This is a genomic window from Streptomyces sp. NPDC005574 (assembly GCF_040605435.1).
GTDB lineage: Bacteria > Actinomycetota > Actinomycetes > Streptomycetales > Streptomycetaceae > Streptomyces.
Map to the genome: position 1 here is coordinate 1 of NZ_JBEXCW010000145.1, position 13108 is coordinate 13108.

A 13108-nucleotide genomic window follows, 5' to 3' on the forward strand; every position below is an offset into this window, starting at 1 on the left:
TGGAAAGAGGCACTGAACCAGTTCTCACTCTTCTTCGAGGACCGGCTCAGCATCCAATGAAACCAACCGACTTACACAAGATCGCTGACACGCCCGGTCTAGGTGGTCGTATCCCGGCGGCAGGGGGTGCCGGTATGCACGTTGGAAGAGGCACCGGTGATGACGGAGTCGAGTCGGTCCCGGGTGTGGGCGAGGTCCGCGATGTGCCGGTCGAGGTGGTCGCGTTCCGCGGCCAGACGCTGGAGCAGCTCGGGTGTGGCCTTGCCGTCGACGACGCAGGGCGTGAGCTCGGCGATGGTCTTGCTGGACAGGCCGGCGGCGTACAGCTGGCGGATGACACGGATCCGGTCAACGGCGGCTTCCGCGTAGTGGCGCTGGCCGCTGCTGCTGCGCTCGGCGGTGAGTAGGTTCTGCTCCTCGTAGTACCGCAGGGCCCGGGTGCTGACGCCCGTGCGGCGGGCGAGTTCCCCGATGCGCATGTTCGGCTCCACTCCTTGTGACCTGAGTCATAAGTTCTTGCCCTTCACGTCAACGTCAAGTTTTAGCGTAGCCGGTGCACTTGGTACTGGGTGATTCATCCAGTGGTTCACGTTCAGGCGTAAATCGACCGACCGGACTGGGGGTCGGGACGGCACAAGCTCAGCCACCTCAACGCCCGCCGCCTTTGAAAGGCAGACACAAGCATGACCACTTACCGGACGACCGGTCTCACAGGCCCAACCCCCACCCCGACCGTGTCGATCAAGCCACTCGTGCTGAGCGCACCGCAGCGCGTGGAGGACCTGCACGTACGCGTCACCGCCCCCGTCACCGGCGCGGGCCTGCCCGTCGTGCTGTTCGCCCATGGGTTCGGCTCCCACTTGGACGGCTACGCACCACTGGTCGACCACTGGGCATCCGGCGGCTTTGTCGTCGTCCAGGCCACTCACCTGGACTCCAAGCGGCTGAACATCGCTGCAGGTGATCCCCGCAGGACCCAGATGTGGCGCGACCGAGTCCACGACATGCAGCGCATCCTGGACGAACTCGCAACGCTGGAGGCCGCCGTGCCGGGACTGGCAGGCCGGGTGGACCACTGCCGCGTCGTCGCGGCCGGACACTCCTTCGGCGGCCAGACCGCAGGTATCCTCGTGGGCCTGCGCGTCAGGGACCCGCACACTGGGATCGCCGAGAACCTGTCCGACTCGCGGGTCATGGCCAGTATCCAGCTGGCCACCGCCGGCAAGGGCGGCGACGAACTGACCCCCTTCGCCCACGAAAACCTTCCCTGGCTGCGCGATCAGGACTTCTCCCACATCACTGCCCCCGGCCTCGTCGTCGCCGGGGACAAGGACGACCTGCCGCTCTCCACCCGAGGCCCGGCCTGGACGACCGACCCCTACACCCTCAGTCGCGACAACAAGAGCCTTCTAAGTGTCTACGGCGCCGAGCACTTCCTCGGCGGCATCTCCGGCTATCAGGCGGCGGAGACCACAGATGAGGACCCCGACCGCGTCGCTCTCGTCCAGCAGGTCACCCTCGCTTACCTGCGCCACGTCACCGGCATCGACCACAGCGACTGGAACACTGCACAGATGGTTCTCACAGACGGGCACCCGCTGGGACACCTCGAATCCAAGTGACCCGCGACGTGCCCGGGCGCGCGCCCCCTGGACAGGCTGGTCGTTCTCCGCCGGGTGGGGCAGCCGCCAGACACTGAACGTCACACTGGTCGATCCCCAACTGGTGGTGGAAGTCGGCGTCGACGTCGCCCGCGACGCCTCCGGCCGATGGCGCCACCCCGCACGCCTCCACCGCGCCCGCCCCGACCTCTCCCCCACCGAAGTCGCGATCTTCGGCCAGCCTGGATAGCCCTCGCGGTCCCGGCAGTCCCATCGACGCCGCCTCGAGACAGCGGGGCAAGGAAAGAGCACAGAGCTCAAGGGTTGCCCGACTGGGAAACGCCCTGCGCAAGTTGGTGCGCCACGTCGAAGACGGTCTGGCCGAACGCAGTAGGGGCGATCAGCACGCCGAAGACCAACACGATCACGACGGTCAGCTTCTCGTCGTTCCGAGCTGAACGCCGCGTCCCCGAGCAACCCCACCCGTCCACTCGACCAGCGGTCCATCACCACCTGGGCGACCTGGTCGAGGTAGAAGTCCGGAGTGTCGTCCAGGTGCGCGAGGATGTCCGGAGTCAACCAGCCCAGGCCCGCCATCCGCTCCTGCAGCAGGACCTTCTGAGCCGCGACGTCACGGTGGTCGACGTCGAAGTCAGCCGAGGGGAAGTGGAACATGGCCATCGCCCGGGTAGCACCCTCGATGGGCCGCAGGAGGGCGGAACGCCCGGACTCCTGATCCTGGTACTCCAGCAGCCAGCGGTCCAGCCCGAACTCGTTGGGCACGCTGTAGAAGGCCAGCACGTGCCCGACGTGGCGCAGGAACCGCTCATGCGGCCCGAAGACCATCGCTCGCAGCTCCGAGTGCAGCCCGTCTGCCCCGACCACCAAGTCGAAGCGCCACCCGTCGCCCGCGAAGACCACGTCGACCCCGTCCGCGTCCTGGGCGAGCTCGGCGATTCGGTCGCCGAAGACGTACTCGAAGCCGTCGCGGGTGTCGTCGTAGAGCACCTGGGACAGGTCCCCGCGCAAGATCTCGATGTCCGCGATGACCCGTCGCCACCGTCGTCGTCGGCACGGAAGGTCTCCAGCACCTGCCCGTCCGCGTCCACAGAGTGCGCGCCGGCGGTGTCGGTGCACGCCGCGCGCTTTCCGCAACGTGCTATTGGGGAAGTTGGTCGCTGCCCTTACGCCTGGTCGATGATCGCCTCCAACCGGAGCAGGATCACCGCGCAGTCGGCAGACGAGAGTCGTCACCGCCGGCATCCAGATGATCGAGGAATGGCTCCATAACGGCTACGCCGTCACGACCGATCCGGCTGCACGGCCCGGTTGTGCGTCTCTACCCAAGGGGTTCAAGGGGTTTTAGCGTTCGCGGCTCACGAGGCGATGTTGCTTAGAATCGATCCTGACGAAGAATCGAACAAATCGAACACCCCCCTTGGGTGGGGTACCAGTGTTCCTTCCACGCGCGCGGCGATGCCCGGCAGGGGTTCCCTGGCGATCAGATGAACGCGGATTCTCAGGTGAAGGCTGAGGGTGTGAGGGGACGTTGTCGGAACCGATGCTCGCCGCTCCGACAACGTCGCGTCAGCCGATCTGTGAGGCGGCGGCCTCTTCAGCAAAAGAGCGGGCCAATTCGCCAAGCCGGGCTGGGTCTCGCTTAAGTCCCTTCGCGCTCAAGAACCGAAGCAGATCGAAGAAGGCGTCGTCGGCTTCCATTTTTGTGTGCAGGAGCATCGCGAGTTCGCCAGGCTGGTCGTAGGGGACCTTGCGGACGGGGCGTTCCTCATGGACGGAGTCCTCATCGGTGGCCGGTGAGGACGAGTCCGTCCGCGGTTCTGGCACCACCTGCTGGTGCGATCGTTCGTCAGCGTTCTGTTCGGTCTGGGTCACGGACGATCCGCTGGGCTTGCCAGCCGTGATTACGTCGTAATCGCTCTCGGGCTTCGCCGGCTCGTTGGCGGCTGACGTGTCGCCCCTGGTTCGACTGTGGTCTCGCTTCGCGGCTTCCTTGCGGGTCCGCTCCTCCTTCAGTACCTCAAGGGCCGTCTCCTGCTCCGCTGCCGGCTTGTTGCCAACAGCGCGCAGCAGGTCGATTGGTTCTTCGCCGATCCGGGCCTGAAGTTCTGGCGTGAGGTTGAGCAGGGCGAGGCGCTGTGACACCCAGCCTTGGGAGCGGTGGAGGCGTTTGGCGAGCGCTCGCTGGCTGCCATGGATGGCCAGGAGGCGTTCGAGAGCTCGGGCTTCGTCGAGTTCGTCGAGATCCTGGCGGTGGATGTTGGCGACCAGGGCGGATTCGAGGAGTTCTTCGGAGGTGGTCCCCTGGTCGTCACTGACCATGACTTTTAGCGTGTCGAGGCCGGCGTCGCGGGCTGCGGCGAGGCGGCTGCTGCCGTCGACAACGATGTGGGTGGCGTCCGGCTCGAGGTCTGCTTCGCGCTCGGGGTTGGCTTTGATGTAGGCGTCGCGGTTCATGACCGTGATCGCCTGCTTCTGCCCGTGGGTCTTGAGGCTGCCCGCGAGATCGGTGAGATCGCCGAGGGCGGAGCGGGGGTTGTCCGGGTTGGGGCTGATCCGGTGCAGGGGGAGTTCTGTGGGTGGAGCTACGCCCTCAGTGGGGACGCCTGTGGCGGCAGCGACGGCTTGGCGGCGTGAACTGACGGGGCGTACTCCCCCGCCGCCGAAACGGCCGGCGCCGAGCTGGTCGGCCTTGCTCACGAGACCTCCCTGGCCATGGCGCGCATGCCGACTGCCTGCTGCGATTTGGGTGCGTAGGAAAGTAGGGGCTTCTTCACCCGTACTGCTTCTTTCTGTTCCTTGAGGTCTCCGATGAGGCCGACGACCCTCGGATCCTTTATGTCGACCCATCCTTGGAGAGAGGAGGTGGCGATGTAACCGCGGCGGGAGTCGTACAGGTTGACGACGATGCCCAGGTAGTCGATGTCGACCTGCAGGTCTCCGCGCAGGTCGTCGATTTGCGTGGTGAGCAGGCCGTAGGCGTCGGCGGAGCTGTCCTCGGCCTGGACGACGACGAGGGCGCCGGACTGGCCGGGCTTCTCTCCGTCGCGACGACGTCCGTAGTAGGCCGCGGCGTCCATGCTGAGGCCGAGGCTGGGTGGGCAGTCGACGATGATTACGTCGTAATCACCTTCGAGCGGAGCGAGAGCCCGCTCAAGGGCGGCTTCGCGGGCCCGGACGGCGGACAGGCGCACATCGAGGAGGAAGGCGTCATTGCAGGCGGGCAGGAGATGAAGCCGGCCGTCGAAGGAGTCGTCATCGATGGAGACAATGAGATCGCGTAGGTTCCCCTTGGGGTCTCCGGCCATGTGGTTGGTGAGGCTGTCCCCGTTCAGGGGTAGCGGGGAGGCGCCCAGTTGGTTGGTGAGGTGGCACTGCGGGTCGAAGTCGACGAGTAGTACCCGCAGTCCGAGTCCGGGCAGATTCTCGATATCGAGCGGGTCGTCTACTGGCTCGGCTTCGTTCGTGTGAGTTTCGCTCGCGCGCAGGGCTTTCGTGAGGGCCTTGGCCACACGTACGGGCTGAAGTGTGTTGGAGTCTTCGGCGAGCGCTTCGCCAAGTCCGGCGGTGATGGCGGTCTTGCCGACGCCGCCTTTCTGGTTGCAGACGATGATGCGGCGGGTGATCGCGGGTCGTTCGATGTCGGGTGCCGGGTTGGCATCGAGCCACAGCTGGACAGACTGGGCGAGGCCTTGGATGAGGGAGACTCCCCTGTCGGCGGCGATCCGCCGGAACTCTTCCCATTGGCCGGGGGGCAGGAAGGTGGAGAAGGAGTCGGCGCCTGCGGTGTCGACGGTCGCGGTGGCCGAGGCCAGGCTGCACCAGTCGCTGATGCCCTGTTCGACGGCGGCCTGGATCTCGATGCCGTGCTGGGCGGCTCTGATTTTGACGTTCTGCCGGAGCCATCCCGGCAGTTTGGAGACGACCTTCTCGCGGTCGCTAGAGGTGGCTGGCGAAGTCATGCAGGACACCATACTAACGTTCATGATCAAACGAGTCACCGACACGTTAGTTAGACCAAGTTGATACAGAGACCCACCACCCCTGGGTTGATTACGCCGTAATCACCGGGGCGCGGGAGACCCGCATGCGCGAGTGATTATGCCGTAATCACCCTGCGTCTGAGCTACGGGCATATCAGACAAGCGCCCGCTCGACGTTGAAGAAGAAGTTGGCGACGCCTGTCCCCATCTTCACGTGGTGCGAGTCTGCAACCAGCAGGTCCTAGAGCCCCATGAGGCCTGCGAGCAGCCAGCGATCACTGTCTTTGTGCCCACTCCCTCCCGGCTACACGATCGACACCGATCACCGCTGAGGCGATCAGCGAGCTACGCAAGGCGCCGTCCCGGACACGCCGATCTGCACCGAATGGGGACGCCGCGGACCTACTCGCACGCGCGACGGCACGCTTGCAGCTGCCGCTCGGCTGATGGGGGAGGGGCGCTTGGTCCGGGCGGTGGGGGAGTACTTCCCGTCTGACGCCCCGTATCAAGTCCTAGAGACCTCGGTCTCGGGTCAGCCGACGCCCACCTCGTGACCGCAACCGATCCGCCGACCACAAGCATGGCCACGTACATGTTGCTGAAGCACGATTCCGGGCGTCACCGAACGTCTTCTCTGGCCGCCCGTGCGGGGCGAGGCGGACGGCTCCCAGCACACGGGCTGAAAGCGCATCGCGAACTGAAGGCAGAGCAGGGCAGACGGCCGTGCACTTGTGCAGGAATGACCGCCGACCCGCCGCCTACCCCGTCGGGCCTGCCCGTTGGGACTCACGGTGCAGCAGTGGCCGGCCATGACCATGCCGGTCGCCGCCTGGCTGTCGGACTAATGACCGTCGGTGCTCGCTTCAGACGCGACACTGGGTCGGGGGAGGGGTTGCATCCTTCCGTACCTCAGATTCGCTGGACAAGTGCGGCCGCGGTCTCGTATGCGCGTCGTGCTTCGTCGGTCGCACCGACCGGACGTGCTGTGCTGCGCTCGGTCTTACGAAGCTCGCGAACCACGGCCTTCACGTAGGTCTCCAGGCTGACGAGTTGAGTGGCGGTCTGACAGCTGGGCAGAACGGCTGCGATCTCGTCTAGCCAGTAGGTGACTTCACCGTCATCGTCGAGGCCGACACGATGTTGGATCAGCCGCTGGCCAACTGGCGCCAGCAGTGTGTGCCGACGCGCTGCCTCCGCAGCCGCTTGCCGCTCCGCGGCGGCCTGTGCCACCACCTGCCGCTCAGCTTCGAGGACCGCTTCGGGAGTGCGCCGTACGGGCTGGTCATCTCGGAATGGGTCGGTGAGGGTGGCGGCGCGTAGGCGCGTTGCCTTGTTGTACGCCGCGCTGGGGGTGTTGACGGCAAGCGCAGGCGCCAGGTGCGCCCATTCTGCGTTCGCGGCGCGGGCGTCGGCGATCGCCTTTGCCTGGTGCACATCGGCCTGCTCCCGAACGTATTGCCACAGTTTCACGCGATGGAGTGCGGCGGTGCGCCGCGCTTCCTCGCTCTTCAGACTGCTGGCATGCGCCTCACAGTAGAGGAGGGCCCGATACAGCTCGTCGTCGCCAGGCATACGGTCGATGTCGGCATCCTCGGCTGTTTCGTGAAGTCGGCGAAGCTCGCCGATGAGGAACTCGGCGTTAAGAGTCCCGATGCGGGCCTGCGGTTTCAGCAGCGGCTTCTTCGGGTCGACTCGTTTGTGAGCTGTACGCGCCATAGCATCCAGTCTGCCCGGTGCACGATTCACATTCTGTGAATCGAGCGAATCCGGCGGTTTCGGATCGCCTTGTGCCGCGGCGTTGCGCATGCTCTGTGCCCGGCACCTGCAGCACTTGACTCAAACTGAGAACGTCGCTGACCAGCTGATTCTCTGCCACCAAGCCACGCCTATACCGCCGTACCCACGCCGCCACCCCTGAGGCCGTCAAGGTGGATTCGGCCGACCCGATGACCCGCCCAAACCCGGCCCGAGGTCGCTGTCACGAAGTTCGTCAACCTCAGCGACTCTCGCCTAGTCCTGCTCATGGGCGACGCCATTGTCCGGGAGTCGCTACGGCTCGCATGCTGCGATCAGCGCTGTCAGGATCCGAGAGTCTCACGCGCGACCGCGCTGCCGTCCGTCCGGAACTCAAGCGGACGGCCGCCGGGTGCAGTCAGTGGTGATTACGGCGTAATCACCGGCCCTAGCCCCGCCAGGCCACCCGACGTTGGCTGTAGCGGCTTTCTCGACACCGCCGACGACCAGCGGGATGGCCGCCCTGGTCACGGAGTTCGGACCTGCAGACGTTCGCCGGCCGGACGCGGGCCTGGGAGATCAGGAGCGTCGGTCGGTAGTGGGCGCGGTCGCCGCCACGTGAGCCCGCCGATTGCCCGTAGTGCGAACTGCGCGGTGGCCGGCCAGCCACGCAATTCGCCACCCGCACCGCATCGATCTCCCCGGTCGGCCGATAGACCCCCCAGCTGGTCGCAGGCAGGCACGGCGTATCGAGGCGGACAACATCGCGGACCGAGCATCGATGCGGTCCGCAGGGCGGCAGTGGACTACCAAGTCCGCCGTTTGCCGCCCGCACGAGGAAATCCGGCGCGTGCGACTGCTCGCGGTCCGACGCGTCACCGCGCCAGAACAGCAGACGGCTGCGTGGCGAACCCCACGACCTGCGGATCGAAGTCCATCAGGATCGCGTGATCACGCTCCGGCCACGACTCGACCCGACATGCCCACTCGGTCTGCGCGGTCGGTCGCCCGACTCGGTCCTACCGGGCGTCGGTGAGCGGCCGGACCTTCGCGCCGTGCGGTGCCATAGCGGAGACGCGGGCGGCTCGGGTCAGAATTTCTGGCCTCCAGGTGAGATTGGCTGGAGGCCAGAAATTCTGACCTCCAGAGTGCACAGCAGGAAGCAGTTACTGCCGCTACAAGCGTGGTCATTTGTAAGCGGCGACGGCAGCGAAGTAGATGCCCAGGCTGGCGGCTGCGGCGCCCGCGCCGGCGCGGATCGCCTGCGCGAGGCAGGCGCCAGCACGGTGGGCCAACACGGCCGCAGCGGTCGCGATGTTGAGGGCGACGGACAGGGCGAGCAGCAGGGACAGAATCTGGAGCGGGCTCATCGCGGGAACTCCCCCGGGTAGTGACGGCCCAAGGCGGGCCGTGCGGAACGAGTCCGACGCTGACTGTCCAGGGGACGGTCCCGCAGGAGTCCGGCGAACATTGGACATGCCGGGTGAAGCGGGCTGATGGGCACTAGCGTTCACGCTACGGCGGACGTGTGTCCACCAGGGGTGTCCAGGGGCAGCGTGAACACCCGCGCACGATGTGGGGGGAGTGTGGGACGTCGATATGGCGGGGCCGGAAGGGCGCGAGCCGGACTTCACTGCGTTGATCGCCGGGCTGGCGGCATTGCGCGAAAGTCGTCTGCAGCAGTTGCCGTCGGACCGCGCCCTGGCCTCAGCCGCCGCAGTCAGCCCGACCACGATCGGGTGCTGGTTACGCGGTGAACGGTTCCCCCAGGAGATCGGTCAACTGCTGACCGTGGTGCGGGCTGTGCGCGGCCAGGCCGGTGGGCTGGCCCGAGAGCCTGTCGTGGCCGCTTTGCTGGACGAGCAGCAGTGGCGGCGTGCGTATCGGGCCGAGGCCCGCCGGCTCGCGGACGGTACGAGTGCGGCGGTGCGGGCCGGGCAGGGGCGGGCTGTGCTGGAGCGGATGCGGCCCGGCCGGCCACTGGCGGAGGTGACCGACCCCTTCGCGTTCGATCTGGAGGTGCATCGTGCGATCGACTCCCCGGCCGCTGGTCTACCGGAGCTTCCGGCATATGTAGAACGCGAACACGACCGGGCGCTGGCCGAGGTGGTGACGCTGGCCGCCGCCGGGTCCAGCCGAATCGCGGTGCTGGTCGGGGGATCCTCCACCGGCAAGACCCGCGCCCTGTGGGAAGCCCTCCGCCTACTGCGCAAGCAAGACGGGCCATGGCGGCTCTGGCATCCCATCGACCCCACTCGCCCCGACGGCGTTCTGGCTCAGCTGACCGACGTCACCCCACACACCGTGATCTGGCTGAACGAGGCCCAGGAGTATCTGGCACCGGAGCCGCTCGGTGAGCAGGTCGCCGCGGGCTTACGGGACCTGCTGCGCGATCCGGAACGGGCCCCTGCGTTGGTGCTGGCCACCCTCTGGCCGGATCACTGGGACGCCCTGACCACCCGCAGCATGCCGGACCGCCACTCCCAATCACGGGAGCTGCTGAACGGACACAAGATCAAACTGCCGGATGCATTCACCCCGGCCGACCTGACCGCACTCGCCGAAATAGCTGGCCGCGATCCCCGCCTCGGCGAAGCCGCGAAAAATGCCCAGGACGGCCAGATCACCCAGTACCTGGCTGGAGTTCCGGTCCTGTTGGACCGCTATCAGGACGCATCGCCCGCGATCCGGTCCCTGATCGACGCCGCCATGGACGCTCGCCGCCTCGGCTCCGGACTACGCATCCCCCTGGCCTGGCTGGCAGAGGCCACCCCCGGCTACCTCACCGAAGCCGAATGGGACCAAACCAGCGACGACTGGCTCGAGCAGGCCCTCATTTACGTCACCAGGCCGTGCAACGGCATCCCCGGCATCCTCACTCGCGTAAGGACCGGCTCCCCCCGTAACCAGCGCACCTGCCACGCCGGCATCGGCCAGCCCACCCAGACTGAGCAGGGGCCTCTGTACCGGCTGGCCGACTACCTCGATCAGCACAGCCGCCGTCACCGCGCCGAGATCATCCCACCACTCGGCTTCTGGACCGCGGCCGCCACCCACGGCCACCCCACAGACTTGAAGAGACTCGGCGACGCCGCCTGGAACTGCGGCCTGTACCGGGACGCTGCCCAACTCCACAAACACGCCACTGCCCACGGCCACCCGCAGGCCGCGGTCCCCCTCATCAGAGGTCTTCACGCCATCCATCCCACCGACCTCCGCCCTGCCCAGTGGGCCGCCACGCACGTTGCCTTCGATGACCCAGACGCGACGGCCTGGCTGCTGGACAACCTGCAGAGGATGGGAGCGGACGAGCAGGCGGCCGCGCTGGCCACACGGGCCATCGCACACGTTGCCCTCGATAACCCGGGCGCGGTAGCCGGGCTGTTGAGCAGTCTGCGGGAAGCGGGGGTGGACGGGCAGCTGGCCGCACTGCTGTCCCGTAACCCCGCCACACACGTCGCCCTCGATGACCCGGACGCGGTGGCCCGGCTGCTGGACGGCCTACGGAAGGCAGGGGCGGGAGTGGGGGCCGACGGGCAGCTGGCCGCACTGCTGTCCCGTAACCCCGCCACACACGTCGCCCTCCACGACCCATACAGGGTGGCCATGCTGCTGGACGGCCTACGGAAGGCAGGGGCGGGAGTGGGGGCCGACGGGCAGCTGGCCGCACTGCTGTCCCGTAACCCCGCCACACACGTCGCCCTCCACGACCCATACAGGGTGGCCATGCTGCTGGACAGCCTGCAGCGGGCGGGGGCGGAGGAGCAGGTGGCCGCGCTGGCCACACGGGCCGTCGCGCACGTCGCCCTCGATGACCCGGACGCGGTAACCATGCTGCTGGTCAATCTGCGGAGTATGGGGGCGGACGAGCAGGTTGCCGCGCTGGCCACACGGGCCGTCGCGCACGTCGCCATCGGTGACCCGTACGCGGTGACCATGCTGCTGAGCAGCCTGCAGAGAGCGGGGGTGAAGGAGCAGGTGACCGCGCTCCTTGCCCGTAATCCCGCCCAGAACGTGGCCCCCTATGACCTACATGGAGTGGCCATGCTGCTGGACAGCCTGCGGGAAGCGGGAGCGGAGGAGCAGGTTGCCGCGCTGGCCACGCGAGCCGTCGTTCACGTCGCCGCCGATGATCCGTACGCGGTAGCCACGCTGCTGGACTGCCTGCGAGAAGCGGGGAGGGAGGAGCAGGTTTCCGCGCTCCTTGCCCGTAACCCCGCCAGGCACGTCGCCGCCGATGACCCGGATTCGGTGGCGATGCTGCTGGACAGCCTGCGGGAAGCGGGGGCGGAGGAGCAGGTTGCCGCGCTCCTTGCCCGTAACCCGGCCGCGCACGCCGCCCTCGATGACCCATACATGGTGACCATGCTGATGGACAGCCTGTGGGGAGTAGGGGCGGAGGAGCAGGTGGCTGCCCTGGTGGCTCGTAACCCTGCCGGGCATGTCACCCTCGACGCCCCGTTCAAGGTGACCATGCTGCTGGACAGCCTGCGGGAGGCGGAGGCGAACGAACAGGTGGCCGCGCTGGCCACGCGGGTCGCCGTGCACGGCGACCTCGATGACGCGCATGGGGTATCTACTCTGCTGGACAGCCTGCGGGAGGCAGGGGCAAACGAGCAGGTGGCTGCCCTGCTGGCCCGTAATCCCGCCGCACACGTTGCGCTCAACGACCCGGACGGGGTGGTCCGTCTGCTGGAGAGCCTGCAGAGGGTGGGGGCGGACGAGCAGGCGGCGGCATTGGCCACACGGACCGCCGCGCACATTGCCCTCGGTTCCCCGTACGTGGTGACCCTGCTGCTGGACAGCATGCGGGAGGTAGGGGCGACCGAACAGGTGGCTGCGCTGGTGACGCGGCTTCCTGCCATGGGGTTCTTCGCTCAGTTCATCGAGGTCAGTGATGACAAGGAGCAATTCCGCTTCGGCTTGGAATCCAATGGGGATATTGCTTCCTCGTGGTCATGGGAGGACCTGGAGTGAGTTAATGCGGGATCAAGCGTTGCCGCCGAGGCGGCAAGAGACGAACAAAACATCGTTCGCTACGCAGACCCACACACCCGGGCCCTGATGCCAGCGAGCCAAAAAGTAACGGCCCGCCGGAGAATCCGACGGGCCATCACAAAATATCGATGCTAGGAACTACTGTCCCTCCGTCTGGATATCCAGAATTTGACCATCCTTGCGATCCTCCACAGCAAGGTGGCGGTGAAGAGGGCAAAGACGGATAGGCGGAACACTTCGTAAGCGAATATCTGGCTGGGGTGATCTATCAGCTTCACCCCAATGATCAGCCACTGCCAGAAGTGGACGGCGCTTCCTATCATCCGAAGTGGTTGTATCGCCAAGATTGGGTGTGCCACGGCCTGAACCATGGTCCCCGAAGACCATAGTTGTGAAGGTGCACGATCCCGTTTCGCCCCCACCTCGAGACGTGGCGCACGATGTTCCGCGCGTGCCAGTAGTCACTCGAAAGGCCAGATGCAGCAAAGAGAGAACGACCCAATCCTCGCCATCCATGGCTCCTCCATGCGGAACGGATGACACCCCGGCTTCGCCAGGTTCTGGAGGCCGCGCGACCCGCGCGACCAAATCCGCCGCCGCAAAAGCTTGAACAGAGGAACGCAGCGGAATAGGCGGCATCGTTATAGGAGTGCTTCGCTCTCCACCGCGAGAGCCACCACTTGCCGTTGAGGTCGTAGGCGTTGATGGGGTCGCTGGGGTAGACGTAGGCGTTGGCGTTGCCGCCGGGTACGGGGTCGATGGAGAGGAATCGGC

General features: G+C 66.6%; 7 protein-coding genes and 1 pseudogene. 2 read left to right on the forward strand and 6 right to left on the reverse strand.

What is annotated here, in order from left to right:
- Positions 1–98 precede the first annotated feature (98 nt).
- Positions 99–479: a MerR family transcriptional regulator gene (locus tag ABZT03_RS40430; protein ID WP_356048700.1), complete on the reverse strand. Its 381-nt coding sequence runs from the start codon at positions 477–479 to the stop codon at positions 99–101.
- Between the two features lie 204 nt (positions 480–683).
- On the opposite strand from ABZT03_RS40430, the gene ABZT03_RS40435 reads away from it, so the two are divergent.
- A complete protein-coding gene (locus ABZT03_RS40435) occupies positions 684–1622 on the forward strand; it encodes a chlorophyllase (protein ID WP_356048702.1) in 939 nt (312 codons plus the stop codon).
- Between the two features lie 498 nt (positions 1623–2120).
- On the opposite strand, the pseudogene ABZT03_RS40440 reads toward ABZT03_RS40435, so the two are convergent.
- The 5 genes and pseudogenes from ABZT03_RS40440 to ABZT03_RS40460 form a co-directional block, all read right to left on the reverse strand.
- Positions 2121–2864 (reverse strand): annotated as a pseudogene (locus tag ABZT03_RS40440) (hypothetical protein); the annotation flags it as partial.
- Positions 2865–3188: 324 nt separating this feature from the next.
- Positions 3189–4319, reverse strand: a complete 1131-nt coding sequence (locus ABZT03_RS40445) for a ParB/RepB/Spo0J family partition protein (RefSeq protein WP_356048704.1) — start codon at positions 4317–4319, stop codon at positions 3189–3191.
- Complete coding sequence (locus ABZT03_RS40450) at positions 4316–5581, reverse strand: ParA family protein (protein ID WP_356048706.1); 1266 nt, start codon at positions 5579–5581, stop codon at positions 4316–4318. Before ABZT03_RS40450 ends, ABZT03_RS40445 begins: the two co-directional genes overlap by 4 nt.
- A 930-nt stretch (positions 5582–6511) precedes the next feature.
- Positions 6512–7408 carry a hypothetical protein gene (locus ABZT03_RS40455; RefSeq protein ID WP_356048708.1) on the reverse strand — a complete coding sequence of 299 codons (897 nt, stop codon included), beginning with the start codon at positions 7406–7408 and terminating at the stop codon, positions 6512–6514.
- Positions 7409–8523: 1115 nt separating this feature from the next.
- On the reverse strand, positions 8524–8706 hold the full coding sequence (locus tag ABZT03_RS40460; RefSeq protein WP_356048710.1) for a hypothetical protein: 183 nt from the start codon (positions 8704–8706) through the stop codon (positions 8524–8526).
- Between the two features lie 214 nt (positions 8707–8920).
- Here ABZT03_RS40460 and ABZT03_RS40465 point away from each other — a divergent pair, with 214 nt between their 5' ends.
- Positions 8921–12313: a hypothetical protein gene (locus ABZT03_RS40465; protein WP_356048712.1), complete on the forward strand. Its 3393-nt coding sequence runs from the start codon at positions 8921–8923 to the stop codon at positions 12311–12313.
- Positions 12314–13108 lie beyond the last annotated feature (795 nt).